Annotated in this window: 22 protein-coding genes and 1 pseudogene; 14 read left to right on the top strand and 9 right to left on the bottom strand. The window is 39.5% G+C overall.

The features are described 5' to 3' along the window. Nucleotides 1-221: 221 nt before the first annotated feature. From FK178_RS02930 to FK178_RS02910, 5 genes are all read right to left on the bottom strand, one after another. Complete coding sequence (locus FK178_RS02930; protein ID WP_146830839.1) at nucleotides 222-896, bottom strand: hypothetical protein; 675 nt, start codon at nucleotides 894-896, stop codon at nucleotides 222-224. 278 nt (nucleotides 897-1,174) lie between these two features. Continuing rightward, on the bottom strand, nucleotides 1,175-1,786 hold the full coding sequence (locus tag FK178_RS02925; protein WP_146830837.1) for a hypothetical protein: 612 nt from the start codon (nucleotides 1,784-1,786) through the stop codon (nucleotides 1,175-1,177). A 62-nt stretch (nucleotides 1,787-1,848) separates the two neighbouring features. Then, nucleotides 1,849-3,786 (bottom strand): acetate--CoA ligase, encoded by a 1,938-nt coding sequence (acs, locus tag FK178_RS02920; RefSeq protein WP_146830835.1) that lies wholly within the window; start codon nucleotides 3,784-3,786, stop codon nucleotides 1,849-1,851. 493 nt (nucleotides 3,787-4,279) lie between these two features. Next, on the bottom strand, nucleotides 4,280-5,230 hold the full coding sequence (locus FK178_RS02915; protein ID WP_146830833.1) for a phosphoribosylaminoimidazolesuccinocarboxamide synthase: 951 nt from the start codon (nucleotides 5,228-5,230) through the stop codon (nucleotides 4,280-4,282). 102 nt (nucleotides 5,231-5,332) lie between these two features. Beyond that, the gene (locus tag FK178_RS02910; protein ID WP_146830831.1) at nucleotides 5,333-6,289 is read right to left on the bottom strand and encodes a PhoH family protein; all 957 of its coding nucleotides are present in this window, start codon (nucleotides 6,287-6,289) and stop codon (nucleotides 5,333-5,335) included. A 208-nt stretch (nucleotides 6,290-6,497) separates the two neighbouring features. Between FK178_RS02910 and FK178_RS02905 the strand changes: the two genes are divergently transcribed. The 6 genes and pseudogenes from FK178_RS02905 to dnaN all read left to right on the top strand — a co-directional run bounded on the left by FK178_RS02905 (nucleotide 6,498) and on the right by dnaN (nucleotide 11,604). Continuing rightward, the gene (locus FK178_RS02905; RefSeq protein WP_146830829.1) at nucleotides 6,498-7,328 is read left to right on the top strand and encodes an SAM hydrolase/SAM-dependent halogenase family protein; all 831 of its coding nucleotides are present in this window, start codon (nucleotides 6,498-6,500) and stop codon (nucleotides 7,326-7,328) included. A gap of 1 nt (nucleotide 7,329) precedes the next feature. Next, the gene (locus FK178_RS02900) at nucleotides 7,330-7,626 is read left to right on the top strand and encodes a putative quinol monooxygenase (RefSeq protein WP_146830827.1); all 297 of its coding nucleotides are present in this window, start codon (nucleotides 7,330-7,332) and stop codon (nucleotides 7,624-7,626) included. Nucleotides 7,627-7,868: 242 nt separating this feature from the next. Then, entirely contained in the window at nucleotides 7,869-8,618 is a 750-nt protein-coding gene (gldF, locus tag FK178_RS02895; protein WP_146830825.1) for a gliding motility-associated ABC transporter permease subunit GldF, read from the top strand. 3 nt (nucleotides 8,619-8,621) lie between these two features. Beyond that, nucleotides 8,622-8,792, top strand: a complete 171-nt coding sequence (locus FK178_RS15830) for a hypothetical protein (protein ID WP_317130376.1) — start codon at nucleotides 8,622-8,624, stop codon at nucleotides 8,790-8,792. A gap of 44 nt (nucleotides 8,793-8,836) precedes the next feature. After that, a complete protein-coding gene (gldG, locus tag FK178_RS02890; protein ID WP_317130375.1) occupies nucleotides 8,837-10,294 on the top strand; it encodes a gliding motility-associated ABC transporter substrate-binding protein GldG in 1,458 nt (485 codons plus the stop codon). 192 nt (nucleotides 10,295-10,486) lie between these two features. Beyond that, nucleotides 10,487-11,604, top strand: a pseudogene (gene dnaN, locus FK178_RS02885) (DNA polymerase III subunit beta). A 249-nt stretch (nucleotides 11,605-11,853) separates the two neighbouring features. Here dnaN and FK178_RS02880 read toward each other — a convergent pair. After that, complete coding sequence (locus FK178_RS02880) at nucleotides 11,854-12,192, bottom strand: DUF4870 domain-containing protein (RefSeq protein ID WP_146830823.1); 339 nt, start codon at nucleotides 12,190-12,192, stop codon at nucleotides 11,854-11,856. Nucleotides 12,193-12,728: 536 nt separating this feature from the next. Here FK178_RS02880 and mnmE point away from each other — a divergent pair. From mnmE to FK178_RS02865, 3 genes are all read left to right on the top strand, one after another. Then, nucleotides 12,729-14,159: a tRNA uridine-5-carboxymethylaminomethyl(34) synthesis GTPase MnmE gene (gene mnmE / locus FK178_RS02875; RefSeq protein WP_146830822.1), complete on the top strand. Its 1,431-nt coding sequence runs from the start codon at nucleotides 12,729-12,731 to the stop codon at nucleotides 14,157-14,159. A gap of 223 nt (nucleotides 14,160-14,382) precedes the next feature. Next, nucleotides 14,383-15,525, top strand: a complete 1,143-nt coding sequence (locus FK178_RS02870) for a site-specific integrase (protein ID WP_146830821.1) — start codon at nucleotides 14,383-14,385, stop codon at nucleotides 15,523-15,525. A gap of 172 nt (nucleotides 15,526-15,697) precedes the next feature. Beyond that, the gene (locus FK178_RS02865) at nucleotides 15,698-16,234 is read left to right on the top strand and encodes a hypothetical protein (RefSeq protein WP_146830820.1); all 537 of its coding nucleotides are present in this window, start codon (nucleotides 15,698-15,700) and stop codon (nucleotides 16,232-16,234) included. 25 nt (nucleotides 16,235-16,259) lie between these two features. Here FK178_RS02865 and FK178_RS02860 read toward each other — a convergent pair whose 3' ends face one another. From FK178_RS02860 to FK178_RS02850, 3 genes are read right to left on the bottom strand one after another with little or no spacing between them, the layout of a single operon-like run. Beyond that, nucleotides 16,260-17,210 (bottom strand): HipA domain-containing protein, encoded by a 951-nt coding sequence (locus FK178_RS02860; RefSeq protein ID WP_146830818.1) that lies wholly within the window; start codon nucleotides 17,208-17,210, stop codon nucleotides 16,260-16,262. After that, a complete protein-coding gene (locus tag FK178_RS02855) occupies nucleotides 17,200-17,535 on the bottom strand; it encodes a HipA N-terminal domain-containing protein (protein WP_146830816.1) in 336 nt (111 codons plus the stop codon). The genes FK178_RS02860 and FK178_RS02855 overlap by 11 nt, the downstream gene beginning before the upstream one ends. A 6-nt stretch (nucleotides 17,536-17,541) precedes the next feature. Then, nucleotides 17,542-17,748 carry a helix-turn-helix domain-containing protein gene (locus FK178_RS02850; protein WP_146830814.1) on the bottom strand — a complete coding sequence of 69 codons (207 nt, stop codon included), beginning with the start codon at nucleotides 17,746-17,748 and terminating at the stop codon, nucleotides 17,542-17,544. Nucleotides 17,749-18,059: 311 nt separating this feature from the next. Here FK178_RS02850 and FK178_RS02845 point away from each other — a divergent pair, with 311 nt between their 5' ends. The 5 genes from FK178_RS02845 (at nucleotide 18,060) to FK178_RS02825 (ending at nucleotide 21,954) form a co-directional block, all read left to right on the top strand. After that, complete coding sequence (locus tag FK178_RS02845) at nucleotides 18,060-18,350, top strand: helix-turn-helix domain-containing protein (RefSeq protein WP_146830812.1); 291 nt, start codon at nucleotides 18,060-18,062, stop codon at nucleotides 18,348-18,350. Between the two features lie 19 nt (nucleotides 18,351-18,369). Continuing rightward, nucleotides 18,370-19,560 (top strand): VapE domain-containing protein, encoded by a 1,191-nt coding sequence (locus FK178_RS02840; protein ID WP_146830810.1) that lies wholly within the window; start codon nucleotides 18,370-18,372, stop codon nucleotides 19,558-19,560. 180 nt (nucleotides 19,561-19,740) lie between these two features. Further along, nucleotides 19,741-20,625 (top strand): toprim domain-containing protein, encoded by an 885-nt coding sequence (locus FK178_RS02835; RefSeq protein WP_146830808.1) that lies wholly within the window; start codon nucleotides 19,741-19,743, stop codon nucleotides 20,623-20,625. Beyond that, nucleotides 20,588-21,100, top strand: a complete 513-nt coding sequence (gene mbpA / locus FK178_RS15600; RefSeq protein ID WP_240793890.1) for a mobilization protein MbpA — start codon at nucleotides 20,588-20,590, stop codon at nucleotides 21,098-21,100. Before FK178_RS02835 ends, mbpA begins: the two co-directional genes overlap by 38 nt. Further along, nucleotides 21,097-21,954 carry a relaxase/mobilization nuclease domain-containing protein gene (locus FK178_RS02825; RefSeq protein ID WP_146830806.1) on the top strand — a complete coding sequence of 286 codons (858 nt, stop codon included), beginning with the start codon at nucleotides 21,097-21,099 and terminating at the stop codon, nucleotides 21,952-21,954. Before mbpA ends, FK178_RS02825 begins: the two co-directional genes overlap by 4 nt. Nucleotides 21,955-21,963: the final 9 nt, after the last annotated feature.

Genomic DNA, 21,963 nt, shown 5'->3' with positions numbered 1-21,963 from the left:
TTTCTAAGTTGTTAATTAGACTAGGCCAATATAAACAATTTATCAATTCTTAACAGTATTTAACATTTGATAATGAAATAATTCTTACAATCATGAAACTTCCATTCAGACCACTTCACCATAGCCTGCACATATAGAATTTTCTCTTTATTTCATTTCCCTAAAAGCCATTAAAAAAGAGCCCGCTAAGGCTCTTAATTACAATCTTGTATGGATATTAATTAAAAATTCTGCTGGTCATACCATTCGAGCATTTTAACAAAATCCTCTACGCTTTTCACTTTAACCTCTTTAAAGTACTTGTCTACTTCTTTGGAGGCAGGTAAAGCGTTTTTAAAATCTTTATCTTTTAATCTAACATTTTTTAATGGCCCATTATTTAAGGCAATGTAATAATCAGTTTTTACATTTAAATGAGCAGCTTTATCTTTTTCATAACCTGTTTTTGCTTTTTCAGCAGGGGTGATATCAGGCATTGGACGGGCATAAAATTTTACCTTTTTCCCATCATAATAATTCATAAAATATCCTTCCAGAGTTTCTCCTTTATCTGTTCGAAAAGAATCAAGGACATAAGTATACCCATTCATTCTATAGGATATGTTTTTTAATTTTGGCAGAACAAATGTATCGGGTTCAGATAATGCAAGCTTTACTTCCACTACATCTTCCACGGTATTATATCTCAAAAAAGCCGGATGGGTTTTACCATCGGTATCCATGATCACTCCATTTACAAAATTCTTTTCAACGTAAGGCGATCCTGTATATCCATCGGGAGTATTATTTGTAGTAAGGATAAGTAGCGGAGAATTTCCAGGAATAAAATCGCTTACCTGGGAAAAGCTGTTTAGAACAATAAAAACTGAGGCAAGGAAAGTAAAGTAAAATTTCATTTATAAAGGTTTTATGTTTAGATTTTAATTGAAACAATTATTATACCACGAATTGGTATATACATCCTCAATAATTTTATCAATTAACTCAGGATATAACAATGTCATGAGGTCGCCGGATTAATGGTGTCACGCGATACGGATTTTCACCGGGCATACCAACATCAAATATAGAGGAAAGCTGCAGGAATTGTGGTTTTCTTATCAAAATAAACCGGAAAAATTAAAGTTTTTGGAACCATCTTAGCAGGTGTGCATAATCTTGCGGAGTTTTTGGTTTATTTTCCGCCAGGTGCAGATTGCGGTAAGATTTTTTTAAAATCCTTATTTTTTAAATTTACCCTGGTAAAAATACCATCCTCTGTTTTTATGAAGTATTCTACCTCTACACTTAAATGAGGTAATCTTCCATGTCCAAGTGTACGTTTGGAATATTCGGCATCCATAAGTTTTGGAATTGGATTTCCATATAAACCATAAGAGTCCCCTTCAAAATATTCTATAAAATAACCCTCTAACTTCTCCCCCTCACTTGTAATGAAGGAGCCAAAAATATATTTATAATCATTTAAAGTATAGGTTAACTCCTTAACTCTTGGAAGAACCCTAATTCCCTGCAGGCCGTTATCCTTTATTTGTATTTCTACAATTTCCTCTATTGAATTATATCTTAAATAGGCTTCACGCGTGTTTCCGGCTTCATCACTTATAGTTCCCGGTACAAAATCCTCTTCAATGTAGGGAGTACCGGTATATTTGAGGGGAGCCTTCCTTTCATTGACATTTTCAAATCTGTCTAAGGAAGAAATCATTCCCGGTTGCCAACCTGTCTGAGAAAATGAAAGGTTTACAATAAATAAAATAATTAATAAAGAAGTAAAGTTTTTCATCTGAATACAATTAATTATTTCAAATTAATTAACAAAAATTAATCCGAAATTCAAAATATACCCTATGCTTTTTGATTTCCTTCAATTATCTGCTCTATAATCTCAGGATTTAATAATGTTGAAGTATCCCCGAGATCGGCGGTATCGCGTGATGCGATCTTCCTTAAGATCCTTCTCATGATCTTTCCGCTTCGGGTCTTGGGAAGACTTGTTACAAACTGGATCTTGTCCGGTTTTGCAATGGGGCCAATGATCTTGGCTACCTCTGCCCTTATTTCCTCTTTAAGCTCCGGAGTTTGTTCAATATCATCATACAGTATTACATAAGCGTAAAGGGCGTTTCCTTTAATATCATGAGGAAATCCAACTACTGCGCTCTCCGCTACTTTTGGATGTTCATTAATAGCGTTTTCTATTGGGGCCGTACCAAGATTATGGCCACTTACAATTACCACATCATCTACCCTGCCGGTGATACGGTAATTCCCTGTGGCATCACGATAAGCCCCATCCCCGGTAAAATACATGTTTTTATAGGCTGAAAAATATACATCTTTATAGCGTTGATGATCTCCATAAATAGTCCTTGCCATAGAGGGCCAGGGGAATTTTATTGCCAGCCGGCCTTCTGCTTTTTCATGCAAATTGGTAATTTCATTTCCATTTTCATCCATTAATGCCGGTTGAACTCCGGGTAAAGGCAGGGTTGCAAATGTTGGACGCGTGGGGGTAATACCAGCGATTGGTGAGATCATAATGGCACCCGTTTCGGTTTGCCACCAGGTATCTACGATAGGACTGTTCCCCTTTCCAATATTGTCATTATACCAGTGCCAGGCTTCCTCATTTATTGGTTCACCAACCGTTCCAAGTACCTTTAAGGATGAAAGGTCATGTTTTTCAACATATTTCAAAGGATGTTTGGCAAGGGATCTTATTGCGGTAGGAGCGGTATAAAAATGGGTAACTTTTAATTTTTCAACGATCTCCCAGAATCTTCCATGGTCCGGATAACTGGGAATACCTTCAAACATGACTGTGGTAGCCCCCGCTGCCAGGGGACCGTAAATGATATAAGAATGTCCGGTGATCCAACCTATATCTGCGGTACACCAGTACACATCGCGCCCATTGAAACTCTGGTTGGGAGATTCGGCATTATATTGAAATACATTGGAAAAAGTATAGGCAGTTCCAATAAGGTATCCCGCTGTAGTGTGTACCATTCCTTTTGGTTTCCCGGTTGAACCGGAGGTGTACAGTATAAAAAGAAGATCTTCGGCATCCATTACTTCGGCAGGGCAATCTTTCCCGGCTTTTTGAAGTTCATCAAACCAGAATTTATCCCTTCCTTCCTGCATAGGAGTGGGTTCCACCGTCCTTCTGTACACAATAACGGTTTCAATGGAAGGGGTGTCCTTCAGGGCTTCATCACAGATCTCCTTAAGATTCACCGGTTTTGAACCCCGGTATACCTGGTTAGCTGTAATTAGCATTTTACATTTGGAATCATTTATACGATTGGCTATTGCCGTACTGGAAAATCCGGCAAACACAATCGAATGTACCGCTCCTATTCGTGCACAGGCCAGCATTGCAATTGCCAACTCTGGGATCATAGGCATATATATACATACCCTGTCACCTTTTTTGATGCCATTATTCTTTAGTACATTGGCAAAACGGGATACCTTTACAAATAATTGGCGGTAAGATATATATCTGGATTCTTCATCCGGATCATTGGGTTCCCAAATAATAGCGGTTTTATTTCCCAGGGTTTCCAAATGACGATCAAGGCAATTTTCAGTAATGTTCAACTTTCCACCCAGAAACCATTTAATGTCGGGTTTGGAAAAATCCCATTCCAGGGTCTTATCCCATTTTTTCTGCCATTGAAATTCCCCGGCTATTTTATCCCAAAAAGCTTCCGGAGTTTCCACACTTTCCCGGTAGGCCTTTTTATATTCTGCAAATGATTTGAGCTGTATATTTTTCATTTTCTAAAAATAGAGAAACGAAAATCAAATTCCAATTTCTAAATTCCCATTTACAAATACCAAATAGCAAGCAACCAAAACCAAGTACCAAATTCCAAATACAAAAATTCAGGCATCAAGCTCCAAATATCAAGACAAAAAATTCATTTCCCGCAGATTCCGCAGATCCTAAAACCGCAGATTCCGCAGATAATCAAAGTCTTATAACTTCTCCCAGTAACCTCAAACAACAAAGTGAAACTATACTTGGGACTATCGACTAATAAATATTCACTAATCCCTATTCCCTAAACATAAAACCTACCTGCGGACGGCAGGCACGAACCCACAAGTACAACATTTCCCGCAGCTTTCGCAGAGCTTAAAACCGCAGATTTTGGCAGATTATCAAAACCTAATCACCCCCAGTTAATCACTAATTCACACCATACTAAAGACTAACGACTAATCCCTACTCACTACTCACTATTTCCTACTCACTATTCCCTACTCACTATTTTGCTAAATAACCCAACACATTCCGCTCAATTCTCGCTTCAATATTGGATACATCGGCTTTTACAAATTTAGAACCAGTAATATTTTCATAAAGCTCAATGTATCTTTCAGAAACACTTTGAATATATTCATCGCTCATCGGGGGCACAGTTTGCCCTGGCAGGCCCTGAAAGTTATTCTCTATGAGCCACTGCCTCACAAATTCCTTGGAGAGCTGCTTTTGGGGTTCGCCGTTGTCCTGGCGTTCTTCATACCCGTTCATATAAAAATACCGTGAAGAATCGGGCGTATGAATTTCATCTATGAGCACGATCCTGCCTTCAGGGGTTTTTCCGAATTCATATTTCGTATCCACCAGAATAAGGTCTCTTTCTGCAGCGATCTTTGTACCTCTTTCAAAAAGTTTATAAGTATAATCTTCAAGGACTTTATAATCTTCTTCAGATACAATGCCCCTGCGAAGGATCTCCTCTCTTGAAATATCTTCATCATGATCCCCCATTTCAGCTTTTGTAGCCGGAGTAATTATTGGTTCCGGTAGTTCATCGTTTTCCGTTAATCCGTCAGGCAGCGTGACCCCGCAAAGAGTGCGTCTTCCCGCTTTATATTCCCTGGCAGCATGGCCAGCCAGATAACCGCGTATCACCATTTCAACTTTAAAGGGTTCGCACTTCACACCTACCGCAACATTGGGATCTGGGGTTGCAACCTGCCAATTGGGAACAATATCTTTGGTGGCATCCATCATTTGGGTGGCAATCTGGTTAAGGATCTGGCCTTTATAGGGAATTCCCTTTGGCATCACCACGTCAAAAGCCGAAAGCCTGTCTGTAGCAATCATTACCAGTACATTGTTTTCCAATTCATAAACTTCGCGCACCTTGCCTTTGTAAACCGATTTTTGACCTGGAAAATTGAAGTTGGTAGCAGTTATGGTATTATTCATTTTATGGGACTTATTTTAAATGAAACAGGAAATTTTAAAGTTGCCTTTAATATTTCCTGTAAAATCTTTTGTTTAAATTTTATATGGTAAAACTACTGGATCCTAGGTCTCGGTAAGTTCGGTTTCCTTGTATGCGGCAATTATACTTTTCACCAGTTTATGGCGTATTACATCTTTATCATCCAAATGCACTACCCCTATTCCTTTTACATCTTTTAGAATTAACAATGCTTCTTTTAATCCTGAGATCACCCTACGCGGCAAGTCAATTTGCCCGGGGTCGCCCGTAATCATAAATTTTGCGCTCTTTCCCATCCTGGTAAGGAACATCTTCATTTGTGCATGGGTGGTATTTTGACCCTCATCAAGGATCACAAAAGCATTATCCAGGGTACGGCCACGCATAAACGCCAGTGGCGCAATCTGGATCACACCTTTTTCTATAAGCACTTCCAGCTTTTCGTGGGGGATCATGTCCCTTAACGCGTCATACAAAGGCTGCATATAAGGATCTAATTTTTCCTTAAGATCCCCGGGCAGAAAACCAAGGTTTTCACCGGCTTCCACCGCAGGCCTTGTCAAAATGATCCTTTTTACCTGTTTCTCCTTGAGCGCTTTTACTGCAAGGGCAACACCTGTATAAGTTTTTCCCGTTCCCGCCGGGCCAATGGCAAAGACCATATCGTTCTTCATCATCAACTCCACCAATTTTCGCTGGTTAGCCGTCTGGGCTTTGATTAGTTTTCCACCTACCCCGTGAACCAGCACCTGCCCGCTTTCCGTAGAAGTAGAATACTCCTCCTGGTTGTTGCTGGTAAGCACCCGTTCTATGATGTTCTCATCGAGTTTGTTGAATTTCCCGAAATGATCCATCAACATGGTGAATCGCATATCAAATTCTTCCAGCATATCTTCATCTCCAAACACAGTGATACGGCTGCCACGGGCAACGATCTTTAGTTTCGGAAAATATTTTTTGAGGAGTTCAATGTGTTCATTCTGGTGCCCAAAAAATTCCCTTGGGCTAATTTCGGAAAGTTCGATGATGAGTTCGTTCAAGAGCAGTGGGATTTATAATTAATTTATCTATAAGGTGTTATATTTTATGATATTCGGCAACAGAAATATCTCCGTTTATCTGTCAGGAAATTAAAGAAATTTCTTTTAATTTTGACATAAGCGGCAGAAATAAAATTATCTTCGCCTGTATTACAAACTTACATAAAATAACAGGTAGCTAACCTTAAAAAATTATTAACAATCCTCTATGGCAATCATAACTTTAACTACCGATTTTGGAGAGAAAGATCATTTTGCCGGGGCTGTTAAAGGGACTATTTATTCTGAAATGAGTGATGTGCGAATTGTTGATATCTCGCACTCTATATCGCCATTCCATATTACCGAGGCTTCCTACATCATTAAAAATGCCTATAAATGCTTTCCCCCGGGAACTATTCATATTATAGGGATAGATAGCGAGCTCACGCCGGAAAACAAGCATCTGGCAGTATTGCTGGATGGTCATTATTTTATTTGTGCCAATAACGGCATCTTATCCCTTATTGCAGCCGAGATCAAACCTGAAAAGATCGTAGAGATCAATATCCACAATACGGTGGACAGCAATTTTCCGGTCCTTGATGTCTTTGTGAGGGTTGCCTGTCACCTTGCCCGGGGCGGAACACTCGAAGTGGTGGGGAAGGTAATTGAGAACCTTAAATATTTGAAGGAAATTGAACCCTATGTAAATGCTGAAAAAAACCAGATAGTGGGCCACGTGATCTATATAGATAATTACGGGAATGTGGTTACCAATATCAACCGCAAATTTTTTGATGCTACCGGCAAGGGAAGAAATTTCAATATAACTGCGCGCACCGCAAAATTCCAGGAGATCTACGAGACCTACAGCGATGCGATCAATTTTAAACTGGAGAAGGAAAAACGCGAAGAAGATGGTAAGAAACTTGCCATTTTCAATTCGGCCGGCTATATAGAGTTGGCTATTTATAAAAGTAATCCCAGCACCGTTGGAAGTGCCTCTTCCCTGTTTGGACTAGAGTTAAGGGATACTATTACCGTAAAATTTGAATAATATGTTCGTAAGAATTGTCAAAATGGGTTTTCAACCCGATAAAATAGATGCGTTTTTTGAAAATTTTGAAGCTAATAAGAACCAGATCCGCAATTTTGAAGGTTGTTTGTTCCTGGAGCTTTACCGAGATAAAAACAATACAAACCAGTTTTTTACGTATAGTTACTGGGAAGATGAAGCTGCCCTGGAGAATTACCGAAAATCTGACCTCTTTTTGAAAGTTTGGGGTGAAACCAAAGTCTGGTTCAACCAAAAACCCGAAGCCTGGAGTGTGGATAAGGTGGTTAGTTTGGAGTAGTGAATAGTTGTTAGACGGTAGACGGTAGACGTTAGACAGTAGACGGTAGACGTTAGTCTTGTGAGGTTTGTGGTTTGTGGTTTGTGGTTTGTGGTTTATGGTTTATGGTTTGTGGTTTAAACCCGAAACTTTGACCTTTGACCTTTGAATTTTGAACCTACCTGCGGTAGGCAGGCCTTGAACTTTGAACCTTTTTTAACTTTTTAACTTTTTAACTTTTTAACTTTTTAACTTTAAAATAATTGTTTGCAATTTTAAAAAAAGAAATAAGCTCGTTTTTCTCCTCTGCCACAGGTTATCTGGTGGTGGGGATATTTCTTGTGATCTCGGGATTGTTTCTCTTTGTGTTTAGCGGGCCCTATAATATCCTCGATAATGGCTTTGCAGATGTGGCACCCTTCTTTGAGTTGGCACCCTGGATCTTTATCTTCCTTATCCCGGCAATCACGATGAAAAGTTTTTCTGAAGAGTATAAACAGGGAACAATGGAACTTCTGCTTACAAGACCCATTGGGATCTGGAACCTGGTTTGGGGGAAATATCTTGGTGCATTTTTTTTATGTGTTATAGCAATTATTCCAACTTTTATCTACGTTTTCACTATTTCACAATTAGGCGATCCTGCGGGAAACTTTGATATTGGCGCCACCCTGGGTTCCTATTTCGGGTTGTTCCTCCTGGCATTCACATATACTGCTATAGGTCTGCTCTCCTCGGCACTTTCCCAAAACCAGATCACGGCTTTTATTATTGCGGTATTCCTGTGTTTCTTTTTCTTCTTTGCTTTTGAAGGCCTGGCGGGTTACAATTTGTTTGGCGATTCGGCGTACGGGATAGAATACCTGGGCATAAGTTACCATTATAAAAGTATGAGCCGTGGGGTAATAGATACGCGGGATATTATATATTTTCTAAGCCTTATCACCCTGTTCCTCACCCTCACTTATTTCAGGGTGCAGCCCGAGACACAAACTGAGCCAAGCAATTCTTAAGATTTGAAAAAGCAGAATAAATATATTTACGTTGTATTCCTGGTCATGGCACTGCTGCTTATTAACTGGCTTGCATCTATGTTCCATCAGCGTTTCGACCTTACACAGGACCAACGCTACACCCTTTCCCCGGCCGCGCGGGAGATTATTGCTGAAGTTAAATCCCCCTTGTAATAGACGTTTTTCTAAAAGGAAATTTCCCTCCGGAATTCCGCCGCTTGCAAAATGAGACCAGACAACTTCTTGAAGAAGTAACCGCCTATAATTCCAACATCTATATCAATTTCATAGATCCTTTGGCTGAAGGGGATGATGCCAATGCCATTGCCGAAGAATTCTACTCCCTGGGGATGACCCCTGCCAGGCTTAGCGTTATGGAAAACGGCAAGGCCAGTGAAACCCTTATTTTTCCCTGGGCAATTGCCAATTTTGGCGAAGAATCTGTGAAGATCCCGTTGTTAAAGAACAAACTTGGAGTATCTGATGAAGAACGTGTGAACAGCAGCGTTCAACAACTGGAATATTCCTTTGCAAATGCTTTGAGCCAACTCGTGAGACCCCGTAAGAAAAAGATCGCGGTAATGCGGGGCAACGGGGAACTGCCCGATCCTTTTATTGCCGATTTTATCTCAACCCTTCGCCAGTATTACTTTATCGCGCCATTCACCCTCAATTCTGCGGAAAATGAGCCCCAAAAAACACTGAATTCCCTTACTGAATTTGACCTTATTATCGAGGCAAAACCCACTGAGGCTTATACTGAAAATGAGAAATTCATCCTGGACCAATATCTTATGCAGGGTGGGAAGGCATTGTGGCTGGTAGAACATACCGCGATGGAAACAGATAGTTTGTTCAACGAGACCGGAAGCGCCTTTGCATTGCCCCGGGACCTGAATTTAGGCGACCTTTTCTTTTCATACGGCTTCAGGATCAATCCGGTGCTGGTGAATGACCTTTACTCGGCCCCCATTATACTTGCGAGCGGGAGCGGGAATGACACCAGGTTTTCGCCTTATCCCTGGTTTTACAGCCCCTTAACAACTTCACCTAATACGCATCCAATTATTAACAACCTGGAGGCGGTGAAATTTGACTGGGCAAACCCAATAGATACTTTGCGCAATCCCGTGAAAAAGATGGTGCTGCTTTCAAGTTCCCCACAATCTAAACCCGAAGGCGTGCCCCGCGAGATAAGCTTAAATATTCTCAATAGAACGCCAGATTTGTCTACGTACACGGGAGGGGAACAAGCCCTTGCAGTTTTGCTGGAAGGGGAATTTACTTCGGCTTACAGGAACAGGATAAAACCTTTTGAACTACAGGGCGCAAAAGATCAAAGTAATGCCACGGGAATGATCGTGATCTCAGATGGAGATGTTATAAAGAACCAGCTGCAACAGGGCGCGCCCCTGGAACTGGGATTTGACCGTTATACCGGTAATACTTATGGCAACAAGGAGTTCCTTCTTAATTCGGTTAATTATTTGCTCGATGATTCGGGATTAATAGACATTCGTTCCAAAGAAATAAGCATCGCCTTTCTCGACATTGAAAAAGCTTCAGCCGAAAGGGAAAAATGGCAGATCCTTAACCTTGCTGTACCCATGCTGTTATTGCTTACCGGGGCTTTCGGCTTCAATTATTTCAGAAAGAAACGCTACATCAAAAAGTAAGCTCCCTCCTGCCCTCTTTCCGAAGAAAGATAAATATTAACAAAATTTGAAAATAACTTTTTATAACACACTTCAAATCAGCAAATTAAATTACCAATGAGCTATTTTGTTGTTAATAAATTAAAACTGTATGTCCTTCCATTTTTATATGATTAGGATATATTTGTAATGATCAAACTAACCGATACGTCCATGAAATTTATTGTATCCAGTACCTATTTACTTAAACAGCTTCAAATCCTTGGGGGGTTATCAACAATAACAACACCTTGCCCATTTTAGATAATTTTCTTTTTGAATTAAATCACGACGAGTTGACGGTTTCCGCCTCAGATCTGGAGACTACAATGTCGGCCAAATTAAAGGTGGAATCAGATTCTGAAGGTTCCATTGCGGTTCCTGCAAAATTATTGCTTGAAACCCTAAAAACATTTCCCGAGCAACCGCTTACTTTCGTGGTAGAATCTAACAATACCATTGAACTTAGTTCAAATCACGGGAAATATGCCCTGGCTTATGCCAATGGCGAGGAATTCCCGAATGCTGTTGAACTTAAAGAGCCCAGCAGCACTATTATCCAGGGAGACGTTCTGGCCACTGCAATAAGCAAGACCATTTTTGCCTCAGGAAATGATGACCTTAGGCCGGTGATGAGTGGGGTTTTCTTTCAGTTCTCTACAGAAGGTCTTACGTTTGTTGCTACAGATGCGCACAAGCTTGTAAAATATTCGCGGGAAGATGTTTCGGCATCACAGGCTTCAGAATTTATTATGCCTAAGAAACCATTGAACCTTTTAAAGGGGATCCTGGCAGGCAGCGAGACAGATGTGCTTATTGAATACAACGAGTCTAACGCAAAATTCACCTTTGACGATACCACCCTTATTTGCCGACTTATAGACGGAAAATATCCAAATTACGAAGCGGTGATCCCTAAGGAGAATCCTAACAAACTTATTATAGACCGCAGCCAGTTCCTTAGCTCCGTAAGAAGGGTTTCTATTTTCTCAAATAAGACCACCCACCAGGTACGCCTTAAAATTGCCGGAGCCGAACTTAATATTTCTGCGGAAGATATTGATTACAGCAACAAAGCCGAAGAGCGCCTTACCTGTTCTTACCAGGGCGATGATATGCAAATTGGCTTCAATTCACGTTTCCTTACCGAAATGTTGAACAACCTGAACGCAAATGAAGTACAGCTGGAAATGAGCCTGCCAAACCGCGCCGGTATCCTTACCCCCGTTGATGGTCTGGATGAAGGTGAAAAGATCACTATGCTGGTAATGCCGGTGATGCTTAATAATTAGTATTGAGTATTGAGTATTGAGTATTGAGACGCTGGAATCTAGACTGTATATTGTAGTCTTTAGTCTTTAGCCCAAAAATATAAAACACCATTTGGAAAACCAGATGGTGTTTTTCGTTTTATTTTTTTAAGCTCTCCCCTTCCCTCAGTCCTCTGTCCACTGCCCTCTTTCCTCTCCCGCCACTATCGGTTCGGGCAGGCTCCTCTCCCGCCCCTATCGGTTCGGGCAGGCTCCTCTGTCCTCTTATTTCTACTTCAAAAACTGAATAGTAAGTGGATAGTCCGGTCGTTCGCCGTTACTCACTTTAATGGCGTTGATAATGGGAAACACCAGGACAATAATCCCAATCCCAATCAACAAAAAGATCCCTAACCCAAAAAGGAAGATTAACGGAACGCTCACAATGGCATAAATGAACATACTTATCTGGAAGTTCAGGATCATTTTCCCGTGTTCGTCCATTCCATAAACTTTATCCTTTTGGGTTAACCATATTATAAGCGGTACTATAAATCCGCCAATGCCGGTTACCAGGTCCAGTAACTGACTCAAATGCGTTATTACCAGTAGTTGTTTGTCTTCTCTCATGATGATGTGTTTAGTTTTTTGATTGATGATGGTACCTCTATTTGTATTAAATATATGGGTTTTGTTACAGACTCGAAAATGTGTTCGGTTGTTAGTTGTAGGTTGTCGGTTAAATCAAGTGGAAGGTTTGATGGTGTGATGTAATTATGACAAATTAAAAGTTCCCCTCCTTTTTAAGGAGGGGTGACCCACGCACAGCGGGGGGCGGGGTGGTTCCTTTTACCTTAAATCATCCCGCCTGCCATAGGCAGGTTACCTAATTTTGAGAATAGTGAATATTCCAAGCCAGAAACCCCTATTCACCAATCACTATTCACTAAAAAAATTTCCCGCAGATTCCGCAGATCTAAAAACCGCAGATATTGCAGAATTTTTTTCTGCCAATCAGAGACTTTCTACTAATGACTAACGTCTAACGTCTACCAACTATTCACTATTCACTATTCACTAATCACTATTCACTAATTAAAAACCATGAACTCCAAACCACAAACCATAAACAACAAACTGTAAACAACATTTCCTACCTTTGCAGCATGAGAATAAATGACACCATTGTAGCCCTTGCGACCCCATCTGGGGCGGGGGCCATTGCGGTTATAAGGGTTTCGGGGCCACAGGCCATTGAGATCGTTTCAGGGCTTTTTCGGGCCAAAAGCAAAAAAATACTTTCAGACCAACCTACACATACCCTGCACCTGGGAAATATTATTGATGGCGAGCGTATCCTCGATGAAGTGCTGGTCTCTGTATTTCACGGTCCGCGGTCCTATACCGGCGAGAATACCATTGAGATCTCCTGTCACGGGAGCAGGTACATACAACAGGAAATTATTCAATTGCTGGTAAGAAAGGGATGCCGAAGTGCCGAAGCGGGGGAATTTACGCTACGGGCTTTCCTAAACGGAAAAATGGACCTTAGCCAGGCAGAGGCGGTGGCTGATCTTATTTCTTCTGAAAACCAGGCCTCCCACCAAATTGCAATGCAACAAATGCGCGGTGGATTTTCAGATGAGATACAGCGACTGAGACAGGAATTGCTCAATTTTGCATCGCTCATTGAGCTCGAGCTGGACTTTGCCGAGGAGGATGTTGAGTTTGCCAATCGCGATCAATTCCGCGACCTGGTAAGCAGAATACAGCAGGTTTTAAAGCGACTCATAGATTCATTTGCAACAGGAAATGTGATCAAACAGGGAATTCCCGTTGCGATCATAGGAGAACCCAATGTAGGGAAATCTACGCTTCTCAATGCGCTGCTAAATGAGGAAAGAGCGATAGTTTCAGACATTGCGGGCACAACCCGTGATACCATAGAAGATGACATCGCCATTGGCGGGATAGGGTTTAGATTTATAGATACCGCGGGAATACGGGAAACCCAGGATGTCATAGAAGGCCTGGGCATAAAGAAAACCTTTGAGAAGATTAGTCAGGCGCAGGTGGTTATATTTCTGCTTAACGCAGAAATGTTCAAGGTTCAGGGTTCAAAGTTCAAAGTTGAAATAGAAAAAATAAAAAACCAGTTCCCTCAAAAACCATTGCTAATTGTGGTAAACAAGGTAGATCAAATTTTACAGGAAGATCTGGATATTATTACCGCCTCTCTTACTGCTGCAGAAGCTTCAACTGCTCCGGGCGTAGTGGGGCAGTCTAATCTTATATTCATCTCTGCCAAGGAGGGTGCAGGTGTTGAGGAACTCCAAATGAAATTACTGGATTTTGTAAATACCGGCGAGTTGAGGAATAACAACACCATCGTTACCAATTCGCGACATTACAATTCGCTGTTAAGTGCGCTGGAGGAGATCAACAAGGTTCAGGATGGTCTTAACGCCAACTTATCCGGTGACCTGCTGGCAATAGACATTCGCGAAGCTTTGTATCATTTTGGCCTCATTACCGGAGAAGTGACAAATGATGAGCTGTTGGGAAATATCTTTGCTAATTTCTGTATTGGAAAATAAATAGTACTTTTTTTTGATATCATTTGATATCAAATGATATCAAAACCCATTAACAAAGAGGCCTTAGAGCCTTTTTAGTTTTTCCTATTTCTTCCTATTAAAATACCTTGGTACACCCCGTTTTACACCTTTGGTACACCTCGTTGTTAAATTTTACACCTGAGGTGTACTTTGGTACACCTTGCTTAATTTTTTTGATTAAATTTATACAAAGGGTAATAATATGAAGATTAAGTTAAAGAAGAAGAAACTTGCCACGGGTAAGTATAGCCTTTATATTGAGTACTATAAAGGTAAAGTTCGGGATGCAGAGGGAAAACAAACTCACAATAGGGAATTTGAATACCTGAAGGAGTACCTATACATTTCACCGCAAACCCCTTCTGAAAAAAAGGAAAATGCTGAAACGCTTTTAAGAGCTGAACAAATTTTATCTATTCGCAAAGCAGAATATGCCCAGGGGAAATATGGAATTAAAGATAGATCGAAGGATAAGTTGTTATTCCTTACCTACTATGACAAGTTGAAAGAAGAACGATTTGAAAGCAAAGGAAATTATGACAATTGGGATGCAGCTCAAAATCATATAGAAGACTACTGCAAAAAGAAAAAAATAACTTTTGAGGATATTGATGAAGATTTCGTTTTGGGTTTCAAGAAATATTTGAATAAAACCTCCAGGACCAAATCCAATACTCCTCTATCTCAAAATACGAAATACACCTATTTCAATAAATTTAAAGCAGCGTTAAGACAGGCGTTTGAGGATGGTTATACCAGGAGAAATTTTGCGACAGCTGTAAAGGGTTTTGCCGAGGGTGAAACATCAAGAGAGCATCTAACTCAGGAAGAGCTTCAGGCTATGGCTAAAGCATTTTGCAAACATCCAGTTTTAAAATCAGCTTTTATGTTTAGTTGCCTAACTGGTTTAAGATGGAGCGATATAAATAAGCTCACCTGGTCTGAAGTGCGGGACGAGGAAGAAGAAACTCGTTTGGTTTTTAAGCAAAAGAAAACATCCGGTCAGGAGTATCAATTTATTTCCAGCCAGGCAAGAAAGCTTTTAGGCAAAAGAAAAAATGAAAATGATCGGGTATTTCAGGGTTTAAAATACGGAGCCCATTTTAATGCTGAAATTCTCAGATGGTGTATGAGGGCAGGAATTACTAAACATATCACTTTTCATAGCGCTAGGCATACTCATGCGGTACTCCTGCTCGAAAATGGAGCAGATATCTACACGGTGTCAAAAGTTCTGGGTCACAAGGAAATTAGAACCACACAGGTTTATGCTAAAATAGTAGACAAAAAGAAAAAGGAAGCGGCTTATTTGATACCTGAGCTGGAAATGGATTATGAACTTTGATCTTTTTCAATATCTAACCGCTCTGGCATTTATATTTACCTTCGGGCGATTAGCAATCCATTTCGTTCCAGGTTTTTTGCAATATTTCCTGAATGAACCTTACTATTGGCAAAAGCAATTAGAAAAACCACGAATTCTTTTTCACCTGGTCGGACTATTTTTCATGCACCTAATGACTTCATCCTACATTTTTGTAAAGAATGAAAGTTTGTCGTTGGAGCTAATTTCTTCAGTAGTTTTTTCTTTCGGATTTTTACTTTGCCAGTTTTCCTGGACAGAGAAATTCCGTAGTTCCTTCTTGTCTCAAATAAAGAATGGAACCAAAACAGTTTCTGAAAATTTCAATCTTTCAATTTCGCAGAGTCAAATAACAGAGCTATACAATGAGATGAAAAGGTATGAACTCCTGGATCAGGATAAGACTTCTCTTGATGATTTCCAAAAAGTTTTACTTGAAGATTGGACCAGCCATCAATCTAAGATTCACTTAAAGATGGATGGCCCCAGTTCCAGAGAATTCTATGACTATTTAGTAAAAGCTTTTCCTTCAAATAACCTAACTTTAAAAAACTTTTTTAATAATTCAAAGCTTGTTCTACGACCTGATGGTAAAACATATAAATACAACACCATAAAGAATGCCCCTACAAGAAGTACTTATTCCAAACGACACACCGATTTAAATATGATCTTTCAGAAGTTTGAGTAGGGCAAATTGCATTCGACTCCAGATTTTATTCTTCCATCAAGACAGAATAACGCTCTTCTATTAAGGCTATATACTTTTCCTTGTAATCTTCTGACAGAAATGAATTCCTGATCCAGGCAATAGCAAGTTTTTTATTTTTGATAAATCTCTTGATAACACCAGTAATCTGTTTGCTGTTCAGTTCCAGGTTTTCACCTAAGCATAAAAAATTTTCTTTCCTAAGTTTATTCTTTTTACCCTCCAGGGTCAAAGCAAATTCTTCATCATCATCCGGATTAACAATAGAAACGTTCAACAAATCATAAGCAGGAGACAATGACCAAATGTCTCCTCTTTTAATAAGGGAAAAATTTTTAAGATGCATATCATTATTTCCAGTCAGGAAACTTAAAACAGCTAATTCAAAAAAGTAGAGCTTATCCAGTAATGTGTTATTTGAATATTTTCCGATTGCCTTTCCAACCCTTTCCATTGAGCCCTTATATTTATCTGTGGCTTCCAGGATCTGGAACATGTCGAGCATATGAATTTTCTCATCTGCATCAGTGCGATCTACTCTTCTTGTGATGTAAGACAACTCACCACTCTGAAGTCGAATTAAACTAGAGAGTACAATATTCACTCCAAAGGCTTCGGCAATTCTCATCGTCACATGTTCGTTTTCCGGCATTTGAGGAAAGGATTCTGAAGGTGGTTTCAAAATGTATTTTCCTCCTAATGCTCCCACTACCGTAAGCCTCTGCCCTTCTTCATTTAAAGAACCTTCGACTAAAGAAAGTGATAATTTTGGCTGAACTCCGGGAACAGCAATGCTTCTTTCGACAACATTCTTTGCTAAATCCACCATCTGGTCTAGAGAATAACTTAGTTCTGGCGGTTCTTCTGTACCAAAAAAGATTTTGACACAGCTTCTGTGGAAATCATTAAAATCCGATTTTTGTAGTTCTTTATAACAGTAAAGACATCTATTCTTCATTTCCCTCAGCTATTGAATAAACACTGACTGCACCAATACAGCTTTTACAACAGGCCAAAAGCAGGCCCATGCGGTCTCTCCTGTTTATTTTCCAGTTCTTTGAAGCAATATCAAGTAACCAACCTTCCGGAATTAGACCTTCGAAAAAGGCAAAAAGATGCTTTTCTACATAGGGTTCTTCTCTCACCGGCATTGTGAATGTTAGAAAGTGGTTTGGATTTTCCTTTATGAAGATCTTATCATACTCGAAAATGTACTCTCCCTCATCAGTCTCCGTTAAAACACCTGCCAAACTATTATTATAAAAAATTTCTGCCTTTCTCATAGCCTGTTAGAAAATTTCTTTTTGCTCCACCGGTGCCAGTACATGACCAAACATTTTTAGCACATGGTTTACTTTTTCTAAATTCAGATTTTCTTTCCCTTGCTCAATTTTCCTTACGACGGTTAAAGCCACTCCTGCTCTTTCAGCAAACTCCTCCTGGGTAAGATTATTCTCTTTTCTTTTTTCCTTTAAAAATTGTGAAAGACTATTCATTATATGAAATCTGATATAAATTTTATCAAATATACACTATTATATGTTTAAACATATAGAATGTAGAAATAAATTAAATTTATATGGCAAAACATATACTTCACAAAATTTAAAGTTAATTCCTCAAAATCTGCATTCATCCTACCTTCCCAACATTCATTAAAAAATTTTATGAAACACATACAACATCGGCAATTTTACATACCCAGTACGAAAAGCACACATTCTCCATTTTTTCCCTTCCTAGTTTAGCTCCAGAATTCAGGGAACAAGGCGCATTTGTTCCTTTACTAATCTTCAAAACCTGATTTATGGAAACTTTAAAAATTTTAGAACAATTAGACCGTATTGAGAGCTTATTACGTGCAAGTAAAACGGTCATGTCCCTGGAAGAAGCGAGTGAATATACCGGGATTTCCCGAAGCTATTTATACAAGCTAACAGCAAAGGGTGAAATTCCATTTTCCAAGCCTCGAGGTAAAATGATTTACTTCTCTAAAGAAAAACTTGACCAATGGCTGCTTTCTGATACGAGGAAATCTTCAAATGAAATAAAATCTGAAGCACTAGAATACACCTTCAGAAACAAGAGGAGATTCTAATCATTAAACAGTGTCTATTATGTCCGGCAACGAGGAAAAGCTATATGGAGTAAAAGAGCAGAAGAAGAAAACTATTTATGACTTCATCTTTGAATACACCGATGAGAAATATGATATCCGGTACGACGAATTGGGCCACGAATTTCAGATCTCGCTAAAAAACAAGAATGCCTGGCAGATCCTGGATATGAATTCTTTCCTGATCGAACTGGCTCGATCCAATATGGAAGTTAATCCGGCAAAACTGGAAATATTTCTTAGGTCCCAATTTGTTCCAAAATTTAACCCGATAGAGGAGTATTTTAGGGTGCTGCCGAAATGGTCCGGGGAGGATTATATAAGAAGTCTTGCCTCCTATCTTCCCCTCAAAGAACCTGATCTATTTCTCTACCATTTCAGAAAATGGTTGGTCCGAACAGTTAAATGTGGTCTTGAAAAAGATTATTTCAATAAGCAATGCCTGGTGCTGGTTCACCCTCAACAGAATTCAGGAAAGTCAACCTGGTGCAGGTTCCTTTGCCCTCCTGACCTTTCAAAATATTTTGCAGAAGATATGACAACAGACAAGGATGCAAGAATTCAGCTGACACGGAACTTTCTGATCAACCTTGACGAATTGTCGATCCTGGCAAAAAAAGAAATAAATGCTCTCAAGGCTTACTTTTCCAAGACAATGATTAATGAGCGGCTGCCCTATGACCGCAAAAACTCCACCCTCCATCGCACCTGTAGCTTTATTGGATCTACGAACCGGGCAACTTTCCTGAATGATGAAACAGGATCTGTTAGATGGCTATGCTTTGAACTGAAAGATAGGATCCACTTTTCCTATTCAAAGGAGATTTCCATTGATAAAGTTTGGTCTCAGGCTTATTACCTGGCTTATGTAGATGAAAACTTTTCTCCTGAACTAACTCTGGGTGATATAGCTCAAAATGAACTCAGGAACAGGATTTACAGGGAATCTACAATGGAGGAAGAACTGCTTTGTAAGTACTATACCAAAAGCTCAGATCCGGAAGATTTTAAAACTGCTTCAGACATCCTGATCCAGCTGGTTTGCATAAATCCCCGCCTGAACATGTACAATATGGGGCGGGCTTTAAAAGCTTTGGATTACGAAAGAATAAAGTCGCCTAAAATGAGAGTGTATGGTTACCTGATCAAACCTTTATTTAATAACTCTCCTTTAGAACTTTTACAGAAATAAATTACCCAATTACCACAACAGCTGCTAAAGCCCACACAACAAAAGATCTTGACTGAGGTAATTGAGTTTCAAAACATCTACCCATAGGGGTAATTGGGTAAATAGATAATCGGGCGAAAAAAGAAATAAACATCTGTATTTCCTGGCCCGGGTAATTGGGTAATACAAAATTGGAAGAAAATGAAAACACATAACATATCGTGGAGTAGTGCCCGGAGAATATGCATAGTAAAAACACTTGCGAAACTTGGGCACTACCCCACCAGGAAATCGGAGAAAGAAGCTTGGTTTCTGAGTATCCTGCGGTCAGAAACACAAGCCTCTTTCAATGTTTCTTTAGTTAAGAATTTATGGTATGACTTCGGAGAAGGTAAAGGTGGTAATGTAATTGACCTGGTAATGCTTCTTCTAAATTGTACGTTTCAGGAAAGTCTGTTATACCTATCAGAGAATGCAGATCATTTTTATTTTCGCCCGCCTGCTGAAATTTTAAAAAAGAAACCTACTGGAGAAATAATAATTTCCGGAATTCAGGAAATAAAAAATCCGGCTTTAATTCAGTTTTTAAAGCATAGAAAAATACCTGTTGGAATAGCCAGAAAATTCTGCAAGGAGGTTCAATATCAGATCAAAAAGAAGAAATATTATTCTATTGGTCTGCAAAATCATCTCGGAGGTTGGGAATTACGCAATAAATATTATAAAAATTCCAGCTCCCCTAAAAGCTATACCTACGTATCCAGAGCTTCTAAAACTTTGTTGGTTACAGAAGGGATGTTTGACTTCTTATCCCTGGCCACCCTCGAGGAAGACCTGGTAAAAAGTTCTGATGCTATTATTCTAAACTCTGTTGCCTTCGTAAAAAACATTCAGGTTTTTATTTCTGAATATGAAGAGGTATTCCTCTATATGGACAATGATTTGGCAGGCGAAAAGGCCACTATTTTCCTACTCCGACAATTCTCAAATGCAACCGATAAGCGGTTTTCTTATAAAGATTATAATGACTTAAATGACAAACTTAGAGATGAAAAGAGGACTCCCATTAAGAGAAAAGGAACCTAAGGAACAATTGATTATTCCTTCAAAGCTTCTAAAAGACAGCAACTATATTTCAGCGAAAGATTTTGAATCTAAAGCAGCTGGAACTAGCGAAAGTATTTTGAGTAGCAATTCAAGATGTGTGCCTGTGGGCACAAAAATGATTGCTCCCTTTGGTCGCAAGAAAAAAGAGATGTTTAAGGCGAAAAGGGAACTCGTGAAATTCAGATGTTCCGTCTATGAAAAGAAGTTGCTATTGGTCAAGGCGAAAAGAAGCGGATTATCTCTTAGTGCATATTGCAGGGAGGCTGCTTCTGATAAAGATATCAAGGAGAGGCTGACTGATAACCATTTGGAGATCTATAAAGCGCTCATCAAATTCCATAATAACTTCAAGTCTATCGGGAATATGTTCCGAAAAAAAGATCCGGGACTTTCGCAGGCTGTTTATCAATTAGCAGATGAAATAAAACTGCACCTTCAAAAGATTAAAAAATGATTGGAAAAGGCAAAGCTATCTCCCATACTAGGGCATCAATGATGTATGGTTGGAACCAGGAGAAGAATGCGGAAGTAGTATTCAGCCAAAATCTGGCCGGAGAAAATCCTTCCGAGATTACTTCCGAATTTAGGTTCATCCAGCAGATGAATCAGAATTGCCAGAAAAACACACTCTCTTTTGTCCTGAGCCCCACGATTGAAGATGGTAGAAATCTAAACCAAAAAAGCCTGAAGGAAATTTGTGAAAGGTTTATGAAAGAGATGAAACTTGGAGAGCGGCAGGCAATCGCTTTTGTTCATAAGGATAAAGATCATAAACACATTCACCTTTATGTCAACCGGATAGACTTCAATGGCAAGGCATACAATGACAGCTTTATTGGAAAACGCAGTCAGCAGGCTGCTGAAAAAGTAGCGGAACAAATGCAACTCACAACGGTAAAACAGTTACAGGTCGAAAAAGAATTTAATCTGAGGGATATACGATCCGAAATAAAACGCAGACACGATATTACTATGAAGCAGTTTCAACCCAAAACTTTTAAAGAATATATAGAGGTGATGAAAATAAGCAAAATAGAAGTTATACCCTGTATTAATAAAGCCAATAAGCTCCAGGGTTTCAGGTTTCGATTTGATGGCTTCAATCTCAAGGGTAGCGAAATTCACAGGTCCATGAGTATTGGTAATATCGGGAAACAAATGGCTGCAACGGTTGGGGTCAAAAATTTTATAAAAAACAATACAGAGCTTTTTATGCTAAATAAAGCAGTGAGTTTGCCAACCAAACTGGCGGCGAACATTTTGAAGCACGCAGTAAAACGAGAAATTAAAAGAGGATTTGGATTTTAAATTTTATTA

The sequence above is a fragment of the Antarcticibacterium arcticum genome (assembly GCF_007993795.1).
In the GTDB taxonomy this organism is placed as follows: Bacteria; Bacteroidota; Bacteroidia; order Flavobacteriales; family Flavobacteriaceae; genus Gillisia; species Gillisia arctica.
This window is presented reverse-complemented; position numbering and strand designations above follow the sequence as displayed.

Excerpts from the sequence above, each read along its gene's own strand:
- FK178_RS02930 (WP_146830839.1), bottom strand. The coding sequence starts at position 896 with ATGAAATTTTACTTTACTTTCCTTGCCTCAGTTTTTATTGTTCTAAAC.
- FK178_RS02925 (WP_146830837.1), bottom strand. The coding sequence starts at position 1,786 with ATGAAAAACTTTACTTCTTTATTAATTATTTTATTTATTGTAAACCTT.
- acs (WP_146830835.1), bottom strand. The coding sequence starts at position 3,786 with ATGAAAAATATACAGCTCAAATCATTTGCAGAATATAAAAAGGCCTAC.
- FK178_RS02915 (WP_146830833.1), bottom strand. The coding sequence starts at position 5,230 with ATGAATAATACCATAACTGCTACCAACTTCAATTTTCCAGGTCAAAAA.
- FK178_RS02905 (WP_146830829.1), top strand. The coding sequence starts at position 6,498 with ATGGCAATCATAACTTTAACTACCGATTTTGGAGAGAAAGATCATTTT.
- FK178_RS02900 (WP_146830827.1), top strand. The coding sequence starts at position 7,330 with ATGTTCGTAAGAATTGTCAAAATGGGTTTTCAACCCGATAAAATAGAT.
- FK178_RS02880 (WP_146830823.1), bottom strand. The coding sequence starts at position 12,192 with ATGAGAGAAGACAAACAACTACTGGTAATAACGCATTTGAGTCAGTTA.
- mnmE (WP_146830822.1), top strand. The coding sequence starts at position 12,729 with ATGAGAATAAATGACACCATTGTAGCCCTTGCGACCCCATCTGGGGCG.
- FK178_RS02870 (WP_146830821.1), top strand. The coding sequence starts at position 14,383 with ATGAAGATTAAGTTAAAGAAGAAGAAACTTGCCACGGGTAAGTATAGC.
- FK178_RS02865 (WP_146830820.1), top strand. The coding sequence starts at position 15,698 with ATGACTTCATCCTACATTTTTGTAAAGAATGAAAGTTTGTCGTTGGAG.
- FK178_RS02860 (WP_146830818.1), bottom strand. The coding sequence starts at position 17,210 with ATGAAGAATAGATGTCTTTACTGTTATAAAGAACTACAAAAATCGGAT.
- FK178_RS02855 (WP_146830816.1), bottom strand. The coding sequence starts at position 17,535 with ATGAGAAAGGCAGAAATTTTTTATAATAATAGTTTGGCAGGTGTTTTA.
- FK178_RS02850 (WP_146830814.1), bottom strand. The coding sequence starts at position 17,748 with ATGAATAGTCTTTCACAATTTTTAAAGGAAAAAAGAAAAGAGAATAAT.
- FK178_RS02845 (WP_146830812.1), top strand. The coding sequence starts at position 18,060 with ATGGAAACTTTAAAAATTTTAGAACAATTAGACCGTATTGAGAGCTTA.
- FK178_RS02840 (WP_146830810.1), top strand. The coding sequence starts at position 18,370 with ATGTCCGGCAACGAGGAAAAGCTATATGGAGTAAAAGAGCAGAAGAAG.
- FK178_RS02835 (WP_146830808.1), top strand. The coding sequence starts at position 19,741 with ATGAAAACACATAACATATCGTGGAGTAGTGCCCGGAGAATATGCATA.
- mbpA (WP_240793890.1), top strand. The coding sequence starts at position 20,588 with ATGAAAAGAGGACTCCCATTAAGAGAAAAGGAACCTAAGGAACAATTG.
- FK178_RS02825 (WP_146830806.1), top strand. The coding sequence starts at position 21,097 with ATGATTGGAAAAGGCAAAGCTATCTCCCATACTAGGGCATCAATGATG.